This is a genomic window from Schauerella aestuarii (genome assembly GCF_009866805.1).
In the GTDB taxonomy this organism is placed as follows: domain Bacteria; phylum Pseudomonadota; class Gammaproteobacteria; order Burkholderiales; family Burkholderiaceae_B; genus Schauerella; species Schauerella aestuarii.
Genome location: NZ_SIZW01000043.1, coordinates 630,085 through 650,156, shown reverse-complemented (window position 1 = coordinate 650,156; position 20,072 = coordinate 630,085). Strand labels below are relative to the sequence as shown.

The following is a 20,072-nucleotide window of genomic DNA, read 5'->3' as shown; positions in this document are numbered from 1 at the left end:
GGCTCATCGGCCCAGCGGGATCGTCGTGAATACGGGGGATTGCTTGGCAAAGAAGGCGCGCACGCCCTCCTTGCATTCGTCCGAACTGAAGGCTTGATCGCTCATCGCCAGCGACTGCCGGATCGCGTCGGCTTCCGAGCCATCCAGGGCCAGATCGATGGCGCGCTTGCACAGCGCCAAGGCGCGCGCCGGGCGCTGTGCCAAGGTCTCGGCCAGCCGCAATGCAGTGGCAAGACTCTGCCCTTGTGGCACGACGCGATTGACCAGTCCCCACGCCAATGCGGTCGCCGCATCGATGGGTTCGCCCAACAGCATCATCTCTTTGGCCCGCGTCTCGCCGATGCGGCGCGTCACGCGCAGCGGGCCCCCACTGCTGGGAAACACGCCCAGCTTGATTTCAGGCAACGCCAGACGCGACACGTCCTCGATCACGATCAGATCGCAGCAGGCGGCGATCTCCAACCCGCCGCCGAAGGCCAGACCGGCCACCGCAGCCACGGTCGGTTTTGGAAAATGATCCAGAAACGCGAAGATCTCATTCTGCCGGCCGAGCTTTTTCGGCACCACCTGGCCCGGTGCCATCAGATCGTGAAACTCACCGATATCCGAGCCCGCGCAAAACGCCCGTTCGCCCGCTCCGGTCAACACCACGGCGCGCACGGTATCGTCTACCGCCAACGCATCGAGCGTGCGGCCCAAGGCATGCGTGAGGCCCAGCGTGACCACGTTCAGCGGGGCGTTGTCCAGCGTCACGATCGCCACGAACCCCTGACGGCCAACGCGTATCCATTCGCGGTCTTCAGCCATAGCGGCCACCGGTCACATGCAAGGTTTCGCCGGTGATGAAGCTGGCACATTCCGAGGCGAGAAACGCCACCGCATCGGCGATATCGGTGGGATGCCCCACGCGCCGGATCGGTTGCGACTTGATCGCCTTTTCCTTGATCAGATCGTAGCTGGGCAAAGACTGCACCATCTCGGTTTCCATGAAGCCGGGCGCCACGGCATTGACGGTGATGTTGTAGCGGCCCTCTTCCAGCGACAACGCCTTGGTCAGGCCGATAATCCCGGCCTTCGCCGCCGAATAATTGGCCTGCCCCGGATTGCCGTAATGGGCGCGCGACGAGATATTGACGATGCGACCCCACTGCTGGGCGATGAAGTGCGGCATCACGGCGCGGCACGTCAGAAAGCTGCCTTTCAGGATGACATCCAGCACCAGATCCCAGTCGTCATCGGTCATCCTGGTGATCAACCCATCGCGCGGGAAGCCGGCGTTATTCACCAGCACATGCACGCCGCCGAACACCGCAATCGTCTCGTCGACCAAGGCCTGCACATCGGCCGTGCGCGTGATGTCGCCCACGATGCAATGCGCCTTCAGGCCTTCTTCGTTGATCTCACGCGCCGTCGCTTGCGCAAGATCGGCATTGATATCGGTGACGACGACGCGGGCGCCCTCGCGCGCCAACCGCTTGGCCGTCGCCGCTCCAAGACCACGCGCCGATCCGGTCACGATGGCCACTTTGTCGTTCAATCCCAAATCCATAGTGCTCACTCCTGTTCGTTCAGATTCAAATCAGCATTCAGCATTCAGCATTCAGCAATGCAACCTGCCGCGTTACTTGCCGCGTTACGCCAGATCCACGCGCCCCGCCGTCAGCACCACCACCTCCCGCGCGGGAATGCTGCAGCGAAACGACATCACGCGGCCGTCGCGCCACATCTCGGTGCGCAGGGTTTCGCCGGGATACACCGGCGCGCTGAAGCGCACCCGCATGCCGCGCACGGCATTCGCGTCAAAGCCCAGCATGGTGGCCACGATCGCGTGCGTGGCCACGCCCAGCGTGCACATGCCATGCAGGATCGGTTTCTCGAATCCCGCTTGCCGCGCGATATCGATATCCACGTGCAACGGATTGAAGTCGCCGTTGAGCCGATACAGCAGCGCGGCGCCCAGTGCGATCGGCAGATCGCACGTTGCATCGGGCGCGCGATCGGGCAACGCATGCGGCGCGGCAGGCGCACCCTCGCAGCCGCCGCAACCGCCATTGCCGCGCAGCATCGTGGTTTGCGTCACCGTGCCAATCGCCCCGCCGGTGTCGGCATCGACGATCTCGCGCGACTGCACCATCAACGCACCCTTGGCGGCACCTTTGTCGTATATGGCTGACACCCGATTGCGGCCCACCACGCGCGCGGCCACGGGCACCGGGGTGTGCAGCACATAGGCTTGCTCGGCATGCACCAGGCGGCGCCAATCGATTCCGGTTGTGGGATCGTCGGCCCAGAATCCCGGATAGGCCAGCAGCGATACCATCGTGGGCAGGGCCTGCAGGTCCCGCTCATACACAAAGCGCAGCTGATCGGCATTCAGCGGATCGGTGCCCATGCCCACACTCAAGGCATACAGCATGGTGTCGCGGGTGTCGTACCGGTGCACGATCGGCGCAAACTCCCGCGCCATCAACGCCTGCGGATCGAAGGCAGTCGTCATACCGCGTCTCCGATATCGAGCACCGCATCCGCGGCATACGCCCCTTGCCCCACAGGCAACGCAAACACGGGATTCAGATCCACCGCTTGCAGACGCGGACCGGCTGCGACGGCAAACGCCGAGAACTGCGAAAGCATGTGCGCCAGCGCCGCGATATCGACGGGCGGCGTACCGCGCGCCCCTTGCAGGATGGCCGCGGACCGGATGCCCAAGATCATCTCCTGCGCCACATCGGGCCCGAACGGACAGCGGTGAAACACCACATCCTTGAGTACTTCAACGAAAATGCCACCCAAGCCGAACATCGCCACCGGGCCAAACACCGGATCGCGATGAATGCCCATGATGCATTCCACGCCGCCCGCCATCTGCCTGGCCACGAGTACCCCTTCGATCCGGGCGCCGGGCACGGCCGCGCGGGCACGCGCCATCAGCAAGGCAAACCCTTCGCGTACGCCGGCGGCATCCGCCACGTTGAGCAGCACGCCACCGATCTCCGATTTGTGCAAGATATCGGGCGACAGGATCTTCATCACCACCGGATACCCCAGTGCATTTGCGGCTGCGACGGCGTCATCGGCGGTTTCGCACGCGCGTTCCGGCACGCTCGGCACCCCGGCTTGCGCCAGGAGCTGCTTCGCTTGCGCCTCGGAAGGTGTGGTGGGCGGCAACTTGACGGGCGCGATCTGCGGCGCAGGCAAACGCGGCTTACCGGCAAAAGCATCGCCAAACCGGCCCATTGCAGCGATCGCCGCCACCGCACGCGACGGATCTTCGAACACCGTCAAGCCGTCGTCTTCATACTCCGCCATCCGTTCTGGATCGGCTAACAGCGACAGCACGAACAGCCGTTCGGGATGGCGTTCGCGCACGGCCTTCAGTTGCGCGCGCAGTCGGGGCGCAATCGACGGCGCGCCGCCCGTGTACGTGAAGAATCCCAGTACCGAGCCGTATCCCCCTTCCTCGATCACCGCGTTGGTGAACGTGCCCGCCAGCGACATATCGTTCAGAAACTGGGCGGTGCAGTCCACCGGATTGCGTGGTGACGCAAACGGCAGCAACGCCTTCAGCTTGACCTGCGCCGCCTCGGGCATCTCCGGCATCGGCAGGCCCAGCGTTTCGGCGGCGTCCGATACCAGCACACCCGCCCCGCCGCTGACCGTGATCATGCCCAACGTATTGTTCGCCGGATAAATCCGGCGCGTGGCCAACCGGGCGACATCAAGCATATGCTCGGTGGAGGTCGCACGCACCACGCCGAACTCCTTGAGGACGGCGCTTGTGATGGCATCATCGCCTGCAATCGAAGCCGTATGCGATTGCGCTGCGGCGCTCCCCACCACGCTCGTGCCCACTTTCATCATCACCACGGGTTTGCGCGCCAGGCGTGCCGCTTCCAATGCCGCCATGAACCGCTGGCCATCGCGAATGCCTTCGGAGTACACCGCGATCACGTCGGTATCCGGATCGTCCACCATCATCTGGATCACATCGCCCAGGCTCACGTCTGCCTCATTGCCCGTCATCACCACAGACGAAAGCCCGATGCGGCGCTGCCTGGCGATACACAGGATGTGGCCGCCGTACGCGCCCGACTGGCTCGCGATCGCCACCCGCCCCTGGTATGGAAAACCCATCTCCACGCTGGAGACGAACGTGCCGTAAAACCCATTGCGCGTATTGATCAGGCCAAGCGAATTGGGCCCCAGGAGCCGCATGCCGCTGCGGCGCGACGCCTCGACCATCCGCTGCTGCAGCACCGCGCCTTGCGGATCGGCTTCAGCGAACCCTGCGGTAAACACGATCGCGGCGCCCGTGCCCCGCGCCGCGAGGTCTTCGATCGCGCCCACGGCCAGCTTGGCCTGAACGGCCACGATGGCCACATCGGGCGCTTCGGGCAGATCGTGCACCGATGCAAAGGCCGGCAAGCCCTGCACCGACGAACGCGCAGGATTGACCGGGTAGATACGCCCCTCGAAGCCCTGCGAGCGCATGTAATCCAGTGGCCGCCCGCCGATGCGCAAGGGGTCGTCGGAGGCGCCGATCACGGCCACCGCGCGCGGGCTCAGCAGCCGTTGCAGGCCCGTGCACGTATCGGAGGAAGCAGAAGCAGGATTGGCAGACATATCGCCCTCTTCAAAACGGATGGAAAATGCGCCGATCGAGATCGACGCCGTCGTTGCACACTGTGTCGACGTAACGACGAATGACGCGTTACTGGATCGTCACATCAGCCTGCTTGACCACGCCGCCCCAGCGCGTGACCTCGCCCGACACCAACGTGCCGAAATCGGCTGGCGTGCTCCAGTGAGCCCGAAAGCCCTGGCCTTCCAACCGCTTTTTCAGATCTTCGCTCGCCAGCGCCTTCTTGATTTCGGCGTTCAGCCGATCGACGATCGGCTGCGGCGTGCCGGCCGGCACCATCAAGCCATTCCAGGCTTCCACATGAAAATCGGGCACACCGGATTCCGCCACCGTGGGCACATCCGGCAGCACGGGCGAACGTTCCTTGCCCGTGACGGCGATCGCGCGCAACTTGCCGCTCTGCACATTGGGCAGACCCGAGAACATCAGATCCATCACCACTTGCGCATTGCCGGCCATCACGTCCGTCATCGCCGGCGAACTGCCGCCATAGGGAATGTGCGTCATCTTGATACCCGCTGCACGATCCAGCATCTCCGTCGCCAGATGAGTGGACGAGCCATTGCCGGCCGACGCGAAGTTGAGCGAACCGGGTTTGGCCTTGGCCTGAGCGATCAAGTCCTGCACCGATTTGATCGGCAGTTGGGGATTGACCATCACCACCAACGGCCCGCTCGTCAATTGCGAAACCGGAGCGAGATCGCGGCGGATGTCGTAGCGCATATCCTTGTAGATCGACGGTGCAATCGCATGGCCGGTCGTCACGAGCACCATCGAATAGCCATCGGGCTTGGCCCGCGCCACCTGCTCCGCGCCGATATTGCCGGACGCGCCCGCCTTGTTCTCGACGATCACCGGCTTGCCCAGCGAATCCCCCAGCTTTTGCGCCAGCAATCGCGCCACGATGTCGTTCGTGCCACCCGGCGTGTACGGCACCACTAGCGTGATGGGCTTGCTGGGAAAATCGTCTGCTGCAGTCGCGGTGGCGCTCATGCCGAGGACAAGCGCAGCGGCCAGAGCGGTCGCGCAGAAACGCGGGGTGAAACGGGGCATTGCAGTCTCCAGGTTATGTTCACTCGCGGCTTGAGGCCGCGGCGATGTTTTTTTCATGTTAGGTGGCGATCTATACTCAAACAAATACTTTTCATCGCGCGATCCATACATGGGATGTATATGGAACTTCGACAGCTTCGCCAGTTCATCGCCGTGGCCGACGCGCAGAGCTTCAGCCGCGCAGCCGAAAAACTGCACATGGCTCAGCCGCCGTTGTCGGTCGCGATCCGCAAATTGGAGGAGGAAGTGGGTACGCCGTTATTCGAGCGTGAGGCTCGTGGCGTACGTCTCACGCCGGCCGGTCATGCCGCGCTGGATGCCGCACGGCGGTGCCTGGTCGATGCAGACGACGTGATCACGCGCGCGCGTCTCGCGGCCGATGGCGATGAGGGCACACTGCGCATTGGGGTGATCGGATCGGTGATCTTCGGGCTCATGCCGCAGTTCATCAACCAATACAGCACCCGACATCCGCGGGTGCGCCTGGAAGTGCGCGAAGCCACGAACTACGAAATCATGACGGCGTTGGCCGACGGCACACTCGATGCCGGTTTCGTGCGGGTGCCCACCACACGGGTCAGTGGCGTGCAGTTGTTGATGATCGAAGAAGATGTGTTTTGCGTCGCCATGCCGTTGACGCATCCGCTCACGAGCAAGAAAACACTGGTGCCGGAAGATCTGAACGATCAGCCTTTCATCGGCTACTCGCCTTCACGCGCCGGCGGCCTGCATGCGGCCGTCACATTGCTGCTGCGGCGCGCGAACATCACGCCCCGCCTCACGCAGGAAGCCGTGCAGGTGCGCACGGCCATCGGTCTGGTGGAGAGCGGCCTGGGCGTGGCGCTCGTGCCGCAGATCAACGTGGCCCACATGCCGCGCAACGTCGCCTATCGGCCGTTGCGCAAGCAGCCGCCCGATACGCACATCGGCATTGCCTTCGCGTATCGGGAAACCAACGAAACCCCGCCTGCCAAGCGATTTCGGGAGATGGTGGGGGCCACGAAGGTGCGGCAGGGGAAGTTCTAGCTTACTTCGCCTTCAACAGCTCGCCCACTTCCAGCAGGACCATCTCGTTGTCATCGGCCACGTTGGGATCGCGGCTGCTTGAGAACGGCAGGTTATTGTCGTTGCCCACCACAATGTGCGTGCCATCGACCACGTCCACGTTCTCGATCGTAAAGAACGGGAACGTGAGCACACCGTTGTTCAACGGCTTGCGTGCCGCCTTTTGCGGATCCTTGATATCCAGCAGATCGATATAGCCCACCTTGCGCAGCGACTTGCCCACATTGCTGTCGTCGAAGGCCACCTTGTACACGCGCTTGAACTTGGCGATATCCGAGAAGCAGGTCGTGCCCTTCTCACCCGCCGGGCAAGCCTTGTCCGCCGTGCCTTCGCCATTGTCGCGCTCGATGATGAGACCGCTTGTGGCGTCGATCATATTGAAGTCACCGATCGCATGACCCGGCTGCTCCAGCGGGTACATCCAGTGACGGCCCGTCCACGCTTCCTGCTTCACGTCGAACTCGAGCACGCGCAATGCGCTTTTTCCTTCGTATTGTTCCGGGCCTTTGCTCGCGGCATCCCACAACCGCCCTTCTAGCAGCGCATACAACTTGGCACCGTCCTTCGACGCCGCCATGCCTTCGAATCCCTTGGAGCGGCGCACCTGGAAGTTCATTGCATCGGCCGGCCATCCGGGTGTGGCGACGGCGGGATTATCCGGCGAGCGCACCGGCTTGCCGTCGACCAGCGTGTCGAACACTTTCAACACGCGACCTTGCATATCCGTCTTGATCAGATAAGGCCCGAACTCGTCGCCGATCCAGATCGCACCGCCCGCAAATTGAAAGCTCTCGGGATCGAAATCGGCACCGGTGAGATACCGGGTTTTGGAACCTTCCTGAACGATCCGAAACGGCACCTGCTTGTTGGGGTCGCTCAGGAACACCGTCGCCAGGCGCTGAAACTTGCCCGTCTTGAAGTCGATCTTGTAGTGATTGAGATAGAGCATCGAATCGGCCGAGTTGGCCTTGGCGCCCAAGCCGTTATCGGTCAGGATCCAGAAGCTGCCGTCGGGCATGTGCTTGATGCCTGAATGCCCTTGCGCCGGCTGCCCCTTGAACGGCAACGACATGCCGGTGGGACGATTGTTCGACATGCCCATTACCGTACCGACTTTCTCGGTACGTTTGCCATTCGAGAACTTGCCGCTCGTGGTGAGATCGGCGGGCGCGTTCTCGGGCGGCGTAATGAAGGTTGCGGCCGGCAAGACGGCGTGCCCGGCCAACGTGGCGGGATAGGCTGCGGCCGCCGTTTGCGCGTGCGCGGCGAGCGACACGCTGCACAATGCAGCGGCGATTAACGTAGAAGTGACGGTATTGAAGCGCATGGCCGGAGCGGCTCCCACATGGAAAGAACGCACACGATGAGGCATGCTTGTGTCATGACCATGACAGCGGCCAGCGCGTCGTGCAGCCACCCGCAACGCGCCGCGAACGCACAAAAAAAAGGTCTCGAAGCATTCGCTTTGAGACCTTTTTCAAACCATGGATGAACCATGGAAAATTCTGGTGCGCCCGGCAGGATTCGAACCCACGACCCCTTGGTTCGTAGCCAAGTACTCTATCCAACTGAGCTACGGGCGCTTTGGTAAAGAGGCGACTTTATACCATGAAATTTTGACCGTTTGCAAATCGATGCGAAAGCCCGTTATTGGCAACCGTTCTTTTTGAAATCGATCACCATGAAGCCATCGTGCGCGTAGCTGTCGAAGCGTTCGCCGCGCACCTTGTATTCCGGCCGGCATGTGGTGCGAATGACCTCGGGCACGTCTTCCGTTTCGATGAACGGGTAGTTGATCCCGAAGAGGGCCAGATAGAGTTCGCTCGTCCAACCGGTATCGTCCAACGTCTGCGGCAACACCGTGTCCAGCACCGGGAAATGGTTGAGGATCAACGCGGCCACGGGCGACGGTTTCACGAGGCCATGGAAGTACATGCCGCGTGGCGCGCCCTCGCGTGTGTTGTCCAGCCGGCTCAATATGCTTGCCGCAATCACGCTGTCGTAGCGCTCTTGCGCATGCAGCGCATTGCCGTAGGCAAACACCAGCGAGTACGCGTAGATCATCGGCACCAGCAGGAAATACCGCAGGATGGGCGCGCGCTTTTCGATGGTCAGCAGAAACATCAACGCTACGGCGTACAGTGCTGCGCCGAAGCCGATCATGGTGCGCGGCTCCATCACAGGATCTTTCAGCGCGAGCAAAATGCCGAAGACGAAAACCGGGATGCAGAATGTGGCGATGACCGCGAGGGCCGCAACCACGATGCCTGCGGCGCTGCGATAGATCGTGGCGTAGCGGCCGGCGCGGTAAAGCGTGCCAAGGAGCGCCACGATCGTGAGCGGCAACAGAATCCACATGGTGCTGGGCGTCAGCGCCGTACCTAATGTGGCGTAGCCTGTCTGGATATTGCGCCACACGGCCGCGGGCAAATCGCCATTGAGCGAAACGAAATCGCGGTGCGACATCGCATAGCTGCCCTGCACCAGTTGACTGGCGCTCACTTCATACAGCACATTGCTAAGCAGCAACGCGCCCACGCGCACACCCAACTCGCGCCAGATGGCGGTGGGCGTGGCCTGACGCGCGACGGCATACAGCACGGCCGTGATCGATAGGATGATGTAGGCGTTGAGCGCCGCCTGATACAGGCACAACAACAGGAACAAACACACCGTGGACCATAGCAGCTCGACCTTCCATTCCCGCCGCAAGGTGAACGGCGCGATCGCAAAGGCCAGGGCCAGGCACATGCTCCAGACATCGAAGCGATACGACAGGTTGGAAAGAAAGAAGGGATTGGCGACCAGCAGGAACGCGGCCATCATCGCAAACGGGCGCGTCGAGACGGGTTGCACCCGGCACAGGCCCCATAAGGCCAACGCCACGCTGACTGCACCCAATACCAATGGCAACGGCGCAAGATCGACCACGATGGGTTCGGAGATGCGCAGATTCAGCAACATCATGATGCCGTCGGCGAGCGGACGGCCATTCGTGGACCAGGACGCATAACCATTGGCCACGCGGTCGAGATCGTCGAGGTAGTACACGTTTGCCAGCGCAATCGGCAGCACGTAAAACAGGCACATGGCCAGCGCCAGCGTCAACAGAAACTTGGACGGCGTAGTACGGAGTGATTCCACGGATGACATCGGGCAAAACGTTCAACTTCGGCACGCGGCGAACGCGGCCGGCCAATCCGCACTTTGCCCGAATTGCGCGCCCTAAAGTAGTGCAGAATCAAAAAAAACGGGAAAGTTGGCGTTTTCGCAACTTTCCCATCCTGCATCATCGCGAAGTGCTGCATTGCACGATGAAGGGGCTGACATCACGCTGAAGTCAATGCCACCGCGCCAGATTCCGCGTGGCTATGCCGAACGTCCATCGGTTCGCATACCCGTAACGACGACCGCCGCCGGAATCTCGACGGGGTCGATGACGTCAAGCGTCATCAATGCACGTAGTAAGCCTTGATGCTGTCCACCAGCGTCTGCAGATCCTGTCGCGATACATCGAGGTGTGTGACCAGCCGCGTGGGCCCGCCGTAGGTTGAGCGCATCAAGATGCCCTGCGATTGCAAGTGCTGCTCGAGCGGCTTGGCATCGGCGTCGGGAATGCGGAGGAACACCATATTCGTGGCTTGCGACAGCACATCGATCTGGGCGACCTCGCCCAACGCGCGAGCCAGCCACGCAGCATTGTCGTGGTCTTCGGCCAGACGGTCGAAGTGATGATCGAGCGCGTAGTGACAAGCCGCCGCCAGCACGCCGGCTTGCCGCATGCCGCCGCCCAGCACCTTGCGCCAGCGGCGCGCACGCTCTATCAACTCGGCATCGCCCACCAGCACCGATCCCACCGGCGCACCCAAGCCCTTCGAAAAGCAGATCGACACGGAATCGAACGACTCGCACATCTGCTGCAGTGTGGCCTTCGACGCTACAGCGGCATTGCACACACGTGCGCCGTCCAGATGCACCGACAACCCCAGCGATCGCGCCAGCGCTGCCGCATCGCGCACATAATCGGCCGGCAACACTTTGCCGCCAATGGTGTTTTCCAAAGCCAGCAAACGGGTGCGCGCGAAGTGCGGATCGATGGCCTTCATCGCACCGCGAATCGCGTCGAGCGGCAAACTGCCGTCTGGCGCATGTTCCAGCGGCTGCGGCTGAATGCTGCCCAGCACGGCAGCGCCACCGCCTTCATATTTGTAGGTATGCGCCTGCTGGCCCACCAGATACTCGTCACCGCGGCCGCAATGCGCCATGAGGGCCGCCAGATTGCTTTGCGTGCCGGTAGGAAACAACAAGCCGGCAGCCTTGCCGGCGCGCTCTGCCACCACCGCCTGCAAACGATTGATCGTGGGATCGTCACCGTAAACGTCATCGCCCAGCTCGGCCGCGACCATCGCGTCGCGCATGCCAGGAGTAGGACGGGTAACGGTATCACTGCGCAGGTCGATCATGAACGGCTCCGAAAGTTGAGGCCATGATCGTACTCCCCGTTGTCGTCGAACGCGGGAAGATTTGCGGTGGATCGCATGCAACGGGCGTGCAAAGCCGGAATGGTGTCCAGCGACATCGCGGCGCGGCGTGAGCGTAGACGTCGCGATGACACGCTGGTGGCGACGTCACACCGAGAGGTTTAGGCAAGGATCAGCGCCAAATCGGCTTTTCGTGTCGTGGGCCGTAACGCTATCGTGAAGGCTCGACGAACGTCTGACAAAGGACATGTGATGCCCCAATTCAACGCAACATCGACCGCCGATGATGTTCTGGCCAACGTGGATCTTCGTGGCCGGCGATTTCTGGTGACGGGTGTGTCTTCGGGAGTGGGCCTCGAAACGGCCCGCGTGCTCGCGTCGCGCGGCGCTGAGGTGGTGGGCACGGTGCGCGATATCGCGAAAGCTGACAAAGACGCCGATAGCATCCGCGCCGCCGCCAGGCAAAGCGGTGGCAGCCTGCAATTGATTGCGCTCGATCTCGCATCGCTCGCAAGCGTGCGCGCCGGTGCCGACGGCCTGTTGGCGGCGGGTGCGCTGTTTGATGCCGTGATCGCCAATGCCGGCGTCATGGCTACGCCCGAGGGTCGTACCGTCGATGGCTTCGAAACTCAATTCGGCACGAACCACCTGGGCCATTTCGTGCTGATAAACCGTATCGCCGCGCTGCTGCGGATCGGCAGCCGAGTCGTCGTGCTTTCCTCCAACGGCCATCGCGGCGCCGATGTCGACCTCGACGATCCAAACTTCGAGCACAAGGCGTACGACCGCTGGGCGGCCTACGGTCAGTCCAAGACGGCCAACGCGCTCTTTGCGGTGGAGTTCGATCGCCGCCATCGCGATCAAGGCATACGTGCCGCTTCGGTCATGCCGGGCACCAGCGATACGCCGCTCATGCGGCACCTCGGCCAGGAGGATCTGAAGGCGGTTTTCAATCAGATCGCGTCCGATCGCAAGGCCGGAGGTGAGGCGCCGCTCAAGATGAAAACGGTCGAGCAGATGGCCGCGACATCCGTGTGGGCGGCCATCGTGGCCGACGCCGATGACATCGGTGGCCGGTACCTCGAGAACTGTCATGTTGCAGAGATCGACGATGTGCCCGGCATTCGGGACGGCGTGATGTCTTATGCGCTGGATGGCGAGCGGGCAAAAGCGCTGTGGATCAAAAGCGAAGCATTGGTCGGCGAGCGTTATCGATAGCCGGGTCATCCTTCATTCTTGAAACGACCGCCGTTTGGCCGAACGCAGCACAAACAAAAAAGCCTCCGACTTGCGTCGAAGGCTTTTTGCAGAAATGTGGTGCGCCCGGCAGGATTCGAACCCACGACCCCTTGGTTCGTAGCCAAGTACTCTATCCAACTGAGCTACGGGCGCATATTGACGGCATACGCTAAAAGCGCCACCGCTGCCCCAATGAAGCCTACGCTCAAATCAGTATGATCAGACTTTGAAAACTTGATTTGGCCTTCACTGCGGCTGGCTGATCGGTTTGCTACGAACATCCCGTCAACCAAGACAGCGACTATAACACGAAAAAAACTAACCCTGCAACGTCACCTTCTCGCCGAGTTGTTTTTTCACTTGCGTGAGTGCCGGCGGCAGGCCTTGCTGCAGCGTCTGGAACAACTCGCGATGCAACGCCAGTTCCTGTTTCCACGAATCGGCATCGATGCCGGTGATCTGGTCGAACTGCGCTTGCGAGAAGTTCAGGCCGTCCCAGCTGATATCCGTGTAGCGCGGCGTCACGCCAAACAAATGCTCTTCGCCTTCGGCGTTGCCGTCGATACGTTCCAGCATCCACTTCAGGACGCGCATATTGTCGCCAAAGCCGGGCCAGATGAACTTGCCGTTCTCGTCGGTGCGGAACCAGTTGACGCAGAAAATATGCGGCAGCTTGAAGCCACCCGCTTCCAGACGCTTGCCGAGCTCCAGCCAATGCGTGAAGTAATCGCTCATGTTGTAGCCGCAGAACGGCAGCATGGCGAACGGATCGCGACGCACCACGCCTTGCTGGCCCGTTGCGGCGGCGGTCGTTTCCGAACCCATCGTGGCTGCCATGTAGACGCCTTCGACCCAGTTGCGCGCTTCGGTCACCAACGGCACCGTGGTCGAACGGCGGCCGCCAAAGATGAAGGCATCGATCGCCACGCCTTGCGGGTTATCCCACTCGGGATCGAGCGCCGGATTTTGCTCGGCCGACACCGTAAAGCGAGCATTGGGATGCGCCGCCTTGCGGCCGGTTTCGCGACCGATCTCGGGCGTCCACGAACGGCCTTGCCAATCCGTCAGGTGCGCGGGTGCGGGACCCATGCCTTCCCACCAGATGTCGCCGTCATCGGTCAGTGCCACGTTGGTGAACAACACGTTCTGACGCAACGATGCCATGCAGTTGTAGTTGGTTTTTTCGCTGGTGCCCGGCGCCACGCCGAAGTAGCCGGCTTCCGGGTTGATGGCGTACAAACGGCCATCCGCACCCGGCTTGATCCAGGCGATGTCGTCGCCGATGGTGGTGACCTTCCAGCCCGGCAAAGCAGCGGGCGGCACCAGCATCGCGAAGTTGGTCTTGCCGCAGGCCGAGGGGAACGCAGCAGCCACGTGCATCTTGCGGCCTTCGGGCGAGGTCACGCCCAAAATCAGCATGTGCTCGGCGAGCCAGCCTTCTTCGCGGCCCATCGTGGAGGCGATACGCAAGGCAAAGCACTTCTTGCCCAGCAAGGCATTGCCACCGTAACCCGAACCGAACGACCAGATTTCGCGCGTTTCGGGATAGTGCACGATGTACTTGATGTCGTTGCAAGGCCAGGCCACATCCTTCTGGCCGTCTTCCAGCGGCTTGCCCACGCTGTGCACGCAAGGCACGAACTCGCCGTCGGTGCCCAGCACGTCATACACCTTCTTGCCCATGCGCGTCATCAAGCGCATGTTGACGACCACGTAGGGCGAGTCCGAGAGCTCGACGCCGATGTGGGCGATCGGCGAGCCCAGCGGGCCCATCGAGAACGGAATCACATACAGCGTGCGACCGCGCATGCAGCCCGTGAACAGATCGCTCAGGGTGGTGCGCATCTCAGCCGGATCGCACCAGTTGTTCGTGGGGCCGGCATCGGCTTCGTTGGCCGAACAGATGTACGTGCGATCTTCCACCCGCGCCACGTCGCTCGGATCGGACCACGCCAGATACGAACCCGGACGCTTCTCCGGATTGAGTTTTTGCAAGGTGCCGGCGTCGACCATTTGCGCGCAAAGGCGGTCGTACTCTTCTTGCGAGCCGTCACACCACTCCACTCGGTCGGGCTGGGTCACGGCGGCAATCTCGGCCACCCATTGCTTCAGTTTCTCGTGCTTGACCCAAGCCGGGGCTTGGGCAGCGGTGCGCTTATCGATAGTCGGAACAGCACTCATGGTCGAACTCTCCTGCCTGGCGATCGGACGATCCTGTTGCGGATCGTCGCTTTATTGCTCGGATGAACGAATCGGCCGCCATCCATCGCGCGGTAACGCGATGTCATGCGACCGAAACATTGACTATAAACCGGCCTGCAAATTATGAATAATCATCCTAATGGTGCATTGCAAGCAGCTGTAAGCAATCCGTCCCCGGTTGTCGGCGTATTCCGGCGATAGGGGGGCACGCGTCCAGCGCCCATTGCCTGATGATCAACCGCGATAGGTCTTGGGCGGACTGCCCAGCGTCCGATGGAACATGGCCGTAAACGCGCTCGGGCTCTGATAGCCCAGATCGAGCGCCACCGTGGTGACGGTTTGCCCCTCCGCCAAGCGCCGTACCGCTTCCAGAAGCTTTGCCTGTTGCAGCCAGCGCACGAACGTCAGCCCGGTTTCGCTCAAGAATCGCCGGTAGAGGGTTTTACTGCTGATCCCCAAGCCGGCGGCGTACGCCTGCGTATCCAGCGGCTCAGCCAGGTCGGCCAGCACCCGGGCGCACAAGGCACGCAGGTCGGCGCTTTCGGGCAGCGGCAAATCGAAGCCGCAGGACTGCAACCGGCGCAGCTCAGCAAGAATCAGCGTGGTTAGAAGCGGATAGTCACTGTCGCGCGCGGCGTCTGCCGCGGCCTGAACCGCGGCCGCATCCTGCACCGACGGCGCATCCGCCGTCACGCGAACAATCAACTCCCGCATCAGGGGCGTCATGTCGAGCACCGCGCAGTCATCGGGCATGCCGGCGATATGTTCAGCGTCGATGTACAACGTCCGCATATCCACCGATCCAGACATGCGGATCTCATGCACCACATGCGCGGGAATCCAGAGTGCGCGCGTGGGCGGCACGATCCACAGTCGGCGAGGGGTGCCTACCCGCATCACGCCGCTCGCGCCAAACAAAAACTGCGTGCGCGCGTGCCAATGGGGCGGGATATGGAAATCCGGTTGCAGTAGCCGGCGTCGCGTCACCATGGCGGGCGCATCGGCGTCCGCCACCTTGATCTCATGCGGTGCGGGCGGCAGGCCTCCCTTCGATTCGCTCATGTCCATTTCGCGATAGTTTCGGTCATAAAGTCGAAAGACAGAATCACGCCAGTTTCTCACAATGCCATCAATGCGGTCAGAAGCCGCAGCCCACCCTCACCTTCCAATGCACGCGACGCCAGCGATGAACCCAGCCAACCCATCCGATCCCTTCACTACCGAGCCCCGTGCGCATCCCCGCGCCGTCATGCTGCTGCTGAATATCGCGCACGGCATCGATCACATGTTCCTGCTGATCTTTGCTGCTGCGGTCACCACCATTGCAGCCGAATTCGGCTTTGCGCGGTGGGAAGACTTGATGCCCTATGGCGTGGCGGCCTTCTTTCTGTTCGGTATCGGCTCGTTGCCCGCCGGCCGCCTGGGCGACATGTGGGGCCGCCGCAGGATGATGCTGCTGTTCTTCTTCGGCATCGGCGGCGCGGCGATCCTGTGCGCGCTCACGCAAAACGCGTGGCAATTGGCCGCCGGATTGGCGCTCATTGGCGCGTTTGCCGCCATCTATCATCCGGTAGGCATCCCGATGATCGTGCAAAACGCCCCCAACCCGGGTGCCGTGATTGGCGTCAACGGACTCGCCGGCAACCTCGGCGTTGCGCTTGCCGCGTTGATCACGGGGTTGCTCATCAAAACGATCGGCTGGCGTGCCGCGTTCGCACTGCCCGGCTTGATCGCGATCGTGTGCGGACTTCTCTTCATGCGGGTATGCCCGCACGAAACGGAAGCGCCCGCCAAGCGTCGTGGCCGCGCAGCTGTGGCGCTCAATCCCGCCCAACTTGCGCGCGCCTTCGCCGTCATGACGGCGGCTGCGGTTACCGGCAGCCTGCTCTTCAACTTCACCACCAATGGCAACGCCCAGCTTTTAAGCGAGCGTTTTCGCAACATCGTCGAAGATCCCGCGCTGCTGGGCGCGATGCTGGCGGCGATCTACGCGCTGGCCTCGCTCGCGCAGGTGGTCGTGGGACGATTGATCGACCGCGTGTCGCTCAAACCTTTGTACCTGTGCATCGCGCTGGCGCAGATCCCGTTGCTGATGTGGGCATCGGTGGCGCAAGGATGGGGGTTGTTTGCTGCCTTGGTAGGCGCCATGGTGTTTATTTTTGGCGCCATCCCCTTCACCGACGCCATGATCGTGCGCTACGTCGACGACCGCAGCCGCTCGCGCGTGGCGGGCATGCGCCTCACCGTGTCGTTCGGCATCAGTTCGCTTGCGGTGTGGTTACTGGGCCCCGCCGTGAAGGAGATGGGATTTACCACCTTGTTGGGCGTGATGGCGGCGATTGCGGCGTGCACTGCGGCGATGGTGATGCTGCTGCCGACCGAGCCAGCGAAGGTGGAGGCCGCAAAGGCCGTCGCTTGAATGTCAATGCGGCCGTTTTAGTGTCAAGGCAGCCGCGTGAGTATCAAGGCAACGGCTTGAGTGTTACGGCAGCGGCTTGAGTATCAAGGCGACGGCCTGGCAAGGGTGGGCCGTTGGCTTAGGGACGTGACCACATCGTCCAGTGCGGCGACGATCTCGGCAAACGCAGGACGGCTATCGCGATCCTCGCTGATGCACCGCTCCTGCAACCCATCCAGTATGGCGAATTCAGCAGGCGAAGCATCCCGCTCGTGGCAAGCCAGCGCCAGCAGCTCTTCCAGCAACAAACCAAACGCCCGCACCTCGATGCGCCCATAAGCTTCTTCGGTGGCGTCGTAAAACGACGCTGCGCCAAAGTCGCCCAAAAACGCACGTCCATCATCAGCGTAAAGAATGTTGTGCGCATACAGGTCGCCATGCATGATGCCCCGCGCGTGCAGATGTCGCGCGGCATCTGCAATCCCGCGTGCCACGCGCAGCGCCGCGGCAAGCGTCAAGCGCTGCCCGGGCGCATACACATCGCGCGTGCAACTGGCAAAGCTCGGCGGATCCGCCAAGTTGCCAAGGCTCGAATCGATCAACGCCAGTACCAGGCCTTCCGTGCGATCGGGGTGATTGTCGATGCGTGCATGCACCGGGATCAGACTGGCATGACCGCTACCGGCAATGCACGCTGCCATCTCGTTTTGCGGCAACCCGTCGCTGGTCACCGCCCCTTTGAAAAGCTTGATCGCCACGGGCTTCGGCGTATCGGCAGCGGTTTGCGCCCACTCGCCCCGATAGATCACGCCCGACGCGCCTTCGCCCAGCTTTTCCTGCACGTCGATCCGATCCCAGTCGACATGCACCGGCACGTCGTTGGCACGGCCAGCCGCCTCCTCAGCGGCAAAAACCGGATTGCCCGCCACCGCCAGCCACGCCAGCCTCGGCAAGGCGTGCAACCACGATGGCAGCGCCTCGAGCCGATTGGCCGACAGCCGCATCAACTCGATCTCCTGGCACTGCGCCAAGGTATCCGGCAACGCCGTCAACCGATTGCCGGCCAACAGCAGCTTGCGCAAGCCGGTGCAATTGCCGATCTCTGCCGGCAAGGCAGCGATCCGATTGTCGGTGAGCGTCAGCCACTGCAGGGTGGGTGCCAGCGACGCCCCGCTCACCCGTTCGATCGCATTGGCTTTCATGCCGAGCATGGTGAGCGCGGGGCATCGGCCCAGGACGTCGGGAATATGGTCGAACGCGTTAAACGACAGAAACAGGATCCGCAGCCTATGCAGGCGATCGAAGTCCGCTGGCAATTCCGTTAACGCATTGCCGCTCAGATCGAGAATTTCCAAGGTATCGGCAAGCGATAGGATCTCGCGCGGGAATGTGGTGAGGCCACCGGCGATGTGAAGCTGGCGCGCGCCTGCCAACTCACCGGCGCGCAGTTGGGTCAAGGTGTCTGTTGCGGGGTTTTTATCTGGCATTGCTGGCTGGTAAGGTGTGTCGGTCGCCAACGAGTCGACGAAGTTCATTCGGTGGCCGTTTGTCCGGCGCCGTGTGTTCACAGGCTATTTGTCGGACGCTAGATGTGTGACGCGCTCCGCCAGACGCAATGCCTATGACGCGTTGAATCTCTCGCTACCGAGCGCCGGCGATTCGATTGGCGCAGTGTAATCGGCACCGTTCGTGCTCAATGCCCATCAAGTTGAAAACGTTCGAATCGGTGCAATGCCTCGTCGATACGCGCTTGGTGCCGCGCGGCGTTCCCCTGCCCCACCCACGTCCATTGCTGCACCAGCAACTTGCGTTGCGCGCGATCCGTTTTGAGATCGATGGCCGCCACTACTTCATCGTCCACCAATACCGGAAGCGAAAAATACCCATACACGCGCTTTTCCTTCGGCACATACGCTTCGAATCGGTGCTCATAATCGAAGAAAAGCTGCAGTCGCTTGCGCTGAATGATGAGCGGATCGAAGGGCGAAAGGATATGCACGCCGGGACGTGTCGGCGCCGCTGTCAGCGCCGCGTCGACAAGCGCCGGCCTTACCCAGTGCGCAACCTGCTCGCCGCCTGCGATCACCGCCGGCACAAGCTGGCCCCGGCGCACGCGCGCCTCGATCACGGCCCGGATCATCGGCTTGCGCTTGGCGTCCAGATGGCAGATCGAATCGAGGCTCACCACGCCTTGCGAACGCACGGCCCGATCGAGCAGGTAATCCAGTACCTGCTTTTCAGTCGCTGCCCGCGGTGCCTTCTCCCACCCGAAATGGCGATCGATGAGCTCGTAGGTTTTCAACATGCCGGCACGCGCACTGATCGTGACGGCGCCGTTGTAGAACGCCAATTGCAGCGCACGCTTGGAGGGCTTTTTGCTTGCCCACGCATGAGTTTTCTCGACGAGCTCGTCGTCGGCAATGTCGCGAATGGACAGCGCACCGTCGCGCCGAATACGCGCCAGCACTTTGCTCAGTTCCTGCTTGCTCACCGAATCGAACCCATTGCCAGGCGCCAGCCGGTGCCGCTTCATCTCGCCGATGAAGCATGGCAGGTCCGCTATCGGCACATACGACAGCGCATGCGTCCAATATTCGAACACCGACTTATCCACCGACTGCGCTTGCCGCAAATGGTCGCGACGGTAATCGGGAATGCGGCTGTACAGGATGTGGTGATGGCATCGTTCGATCACGTGGATCGTATCGATCTGCACATAGCCCAGATGTGCAATGGCCTGCGGCGTGGCCTCGGGGCCGCTGCCAAATGGCGCCGGCTCGGCCAACCCCTGCGCCCGCAGCCAGATCTGACGCGCAATGGACTGCGGCAAAACGACGGGCTTAGCAGGCAAACGAGGCATAGGGCAAAGGTTGTAGAACGGTTATCGACGCCGGATGCGTGACGATTGCCGGAATGGCAATGCACGAGGCAACGTCGCATAAAGGTGCAACGCTTGGCAGACGAGACAAGACAAACCACACATCACGCGCCA

The 20,072-nt window shown here is 62.1% G+C and carries 15 protein-coding genes and 2 tRNA genes; 3 read left to right on the top strand and 14 right to left on the bottom strand.

The features are described 5' to 3' along the window. Positions 1-3: 3 nt before the first annotated feature. The 5 genes from EYW45_RS22310 to EYW45_RS22290 form a co-directional block, all read right to left on the bottom strand. On the bottom strand, positions 4-807 hold the full coding sequence (locus tag EYW45_RS22310; protein ID WP_161137638.1) for an enoyl-CoA hydratase/isomerase family protein: 804 nt from the start codon (positions 805-807) through the stop codon (positions 4-6). Further along, on the bottom strand, positions 800-1,549 hold the full coding sequence (locus EYW45_RS22305; protein WP_161137637.1) for an SDR family NAD(P)-dependent oxidoreductase: 750 nt from the start codon (positions 1,547-1,549) through the stop codon (positions 800-802). The genes EYW45_RS22310 and EYW45_RS22305 overlap by 8 nt, the downstream gene beginning before the upstream one ends. Positions 1,550-1,633: 84 nt before the next feature. Continuing rightward, positions 1,634-2,497: a MaoC/PaaZ C-terminal domain-containing protein gene (locus tag EYW45_RS22300; protein WP_161137636.1), complete on the bottom strand. Its 864-nt coding sequence runs from the start codon at positions 2,495-2,497 to the stop codon at positions 1,634-1,636. Beyond that, a complete protein-coding gene (locus EYW45_RS22295; protein WP_161137635.1) occupies positions 2,494-4,623 on the bottom strand; it encodes an acetate--CoA ligase family protein in 2,130 nt (709 codons plus the stop codon). The genes EYW45_RS22300 and EYW45_RS22295 overlap by 4 nt, the downstream gene beginning before the upstream one ends. A gap of 88 nt (positions 4,624-4,711) precedes the next feature. Next, positions 4,712-5,695 carry a tripartite tricarboxylate transporter substrate binding protein gene (locus EYW45_RS22290; RefSeq protein ID WP_161137634.1) on the bottom strand — a complete coding sequence of 328 codons (984 nt, stop codon included), beginning with the start codon at positions 5,693-5,695 and terminating at the stop codon, positions 4,712-4,714. A gap of 120 nt (positions 5,696-5,815) precedes the next feature. Here EYW45_RS22290 and EYW45_RS22285 point away from each other — a divergent pair, with 120 nt between their 5' ends. After that, positions 5,816-6,721 (top strand): LysR family transcriptional regulator, encoded by a 906-nt coding sequence (locus tag EYW45_RS22285; protein ID WP_161137633.1) that lies wholly within the window; start codon positions 5,816-5,818, stop codon positions 6,719-6,721. Position 6,722: 1 nt separating this feature from the next. Here EYW45_RS22285 and EYW45_RS22280 read toward each other — a convergent pair whose 3' ends face one another. From EYW45_RS22280 to ltaE, 4 genes are all read right to left on the bottom strand, one after another. After that, on the bottom strand, positions 6,723-8,087 hold the full coding sequence (locus tag EYW45_RS22280; RefSeq protein ID WP_161138031.1) for an esterase-like activity of phytase family protein: 1,365 nt from the start codon (positions 8,085-8,087) through the stop codon (positions 6,723-6,725). A gap of 179 nt (positions 8,088-8,266) precedes the next feature. Beyond that, positions 8,267-8,343: transfer RNA gene (locus EYW45_RS22275), tRNA-Arg, on the bottom strand. A gap of 64 nt (positions 8,344-8,407) precedes the next feature. Beyond that, the gene (locus EYW45_RS22270) at positions 8,408-9,904 is read right to left on the bottom strand and encodes a glucosyltransferase domain-containing protein (RefSeq protein WP_161137632.1); all 1,497 of its coding nucleotides are present in this window, start codon (positions 9,902-9,904) and stop codon (positions 8,408-8,410) included. 308 nt (positions 9,905-10,212) lie between these two features. Then, positions 10,213-11,223 carry a low-specificity L-threonine aldolase gene (ltaE, locus tag EYW45_RS22265; RefSeq protein WP_161137631.1) on the bottom strand — a complete coding sequence of 337 codons (1,011 nt, stop codon included), beginning with the start codon at positions 11,221-11,223 and terminating at the stop codon, positions 10,213-10,215. A 270-nt stretch (positions 11,224-11,493) separates the two neighbouring features. On the opposite strand from ltaE, the gene EYW45_RS22260 reads away from it, so the two are divergent. Continuing rightward, positions 11,494-12,459 carry an SDR family NAD(P)-dependent oxidoreductase gene (locus EYW45_RS22260; RefSeq protein WP_202444863.1) on the top strand — a complete coding sequence of 322 codons (966 nt, stop codon included), beginning with the start codon at positions 11,494-11,496 and terminating at the stop codon, positions 12,457-12,459. A 97-nt stretch (positions 12,460-12,556) separates the two neighbouring features. Here EYW45_RS22260 and EYW45_RS22255 read toward each other — a convergent pair. From EYW45_RS22255 to EYW45_RS22245, 3 genes are all read right to left on the bottom strand, one after another. Beyond that, positions 12,557-12,633, bottom strand: a tRNA-Arg gene (locus tag EYW45_RS22255). 165 nt (positions 12,634-12,798) lie between these two features. Next, a complete protein-coding gene (locus tag EYW45_RS22250) occupies positions 12,799-14,661 on the bottom strand; it encodes a phosphoenolpyruvate carboxykinase (GTP) (protein ID WP_161137629.1) in 1,863 nt (620 codons plus the stop codon). Positions 14,662-14,916: 255 nt separating this feature from the next. Then, the gene (locus EYW45_RS22245) at positions 14,917-15,744 is read right to left on the bottom strand and encodes an AraC family transcriptional regulator (protein WP_202444862.1); all 828 of its coding nucleotides are present in this window, start codon (positions 15,742-15,744) and stop codon (positions 14,917-14,919) included. Positions 15,745-15,868: 124 nt separating this feature from the next. Between EYW45_RS22245 and EYW45_RS22240 the strand changes: the two genes are divergently transcribed. Further along, on the top strand, positions 15,869-17,101 hold the full coding sequence (locus tag EYW45_RS22240; RefSeq protein ID WP_235939180.1) for an MFS transporter: 1,233 nt from the start codon (positions 15,869-15,871) through the stop codon (positions 17,099-17,101). An 83-nt stretch (positions 17,102-17,184) separates the two neighbouring features. Here EYW45_RS22240 and EYW45_RS22235 read toward each other — a convergent pair whose 3' ends face one another. Both EYW45_RS22235 and EYW45_RS22230 read right to left on the bottom strand, forming a co-directional pair. Further along, a complete protein-coding gene (locus EYW45_RS22235) occupies positions 17,185-18,567 on the bottom strand; it encodes a leucine-rich repeat-containing protein kinase family protein (RefSeq protein WP_161137627.1) in 1,383 nt (460 codons plus the stop codon). 206 nt (positions 18,568-18,773) lie between these two features. Next, the gene (locus tag EYW45_RS22230) at positions 18,774-19,940 is read right to left on the bottom strand and encodes a winged helix-turn-helix domain-containing protein (protein ID WP_161137626.1); all 1,167 of its coding nucleotides are present in this window, start codon (positions 19,938-19,940) and stop codon (positions 18,774-18,776) included. Positions 19,941-20,072: the final 132 nt, after the last annotated feature.

Excerpts from the sequence above, each read along its gene's own strand:
- EYW45_RS22260 (WP_202444863.1), top strand. The coding sequence starts at position 11,494 with ATGCCCCAATTCAACGCAACATCGACCGCCGATGATGTTCTGGCCAAC.
- EYW45_RS22285 (WP_161137633.1), top strand. The coding sequence starts at position 5,816 with ATGGAACTTCGACAGCTTCGCCAGTTCATCGCCGTGGCCGACGCGCAG.
- EYW45_RS22295 (WP_161137635.1), bottom strand. The coding sequence starts at position 4,623 with ATGTCTGCCAATCCTGCTTCTGCTTCCTCCGATACGTGCACGGGCCTG.
- EYW45_RS22310 (WP_161137638.1), bottom strand. The coding sequence starts at position 807 with ATGGCTGAAGACCGCGAATGGATACGCGTTGGCCGTCAGGGGTTCGTG.
- EYW45_RS22230 (WP_161137626.1), bottom strand. The coding sequence starts at position 19,940 with ATGCCTCGTTTGCCTGCTAAGCCCGTCGTTTTGCCGCAGTCCATTGCG.
- EYW45_RS22280 (WP_161138031.1), bottom strand. The coding sequence starts at position 8,087 with ATGCGCTTCAATACCGTCACTTCTACGTTAATCGCCGCTGCATTGTGC.
- EYW45_RS22240 (WP_235939180.1), top strand. The coding sequence starts at position 15,869 with ATGAACCCAGCCAACCCATCCGATCCCTTCACTACCGAGCCCCGTGCG.
- EYW45_RS22290 (WP_161137634.1), bottom strand. The coding sequence starts at position 5,695 with ATGCCCCGTTTCACCCCGCGTTTCTGCGCGACCGCTCTGGCCGCTGCG.
- EYW45_RS22245 (WP_202444862.1), bottom strand. The coding sequence starts at position 15,744 with ATGAGCGAATCGAAGGGAGGCCTGCCGCCCGCACCGCATGAGATCAAG.
- ltaE (WP_161137631.1), bottom strand. The coding sequence starts at position 11,223 with ATGATCGACCTGCGCAGTGATACCGTTACCCGTCCTACTCCTGGCATG.
- EYW45_RS22300 (WP_161137636.1), bottom strand. The coding sequence starts at position 2,497 with ATGACGACTGCCTTCGATCCGCAGGCGTTGATGGCGCGGGAGTTTGCG.
- EYW45_RS22305 (WP_161137637.1), bottom strand. The coding sequence starts at position 1,549 with ATGGATTTGGGATTGAACGACAAAGTGGCCATCGTGACCGGATCGGCG.
- EYW45_RS22235 (WP_161137627.1), bottom strand. The coding sequence starts at position 18,567 with ATGCCAGATAAAAACCCCGCAACAGACACCTTGACCCAACTGCGCGCC.
- EYW45_RS22250 (WP_161137629.1), bottom strand. The coding sequence starts at position 14,661 with ATGAGTGCTGTTCCGACTATCGATAAGCGCACCGCTGCCCAAGCCCCG.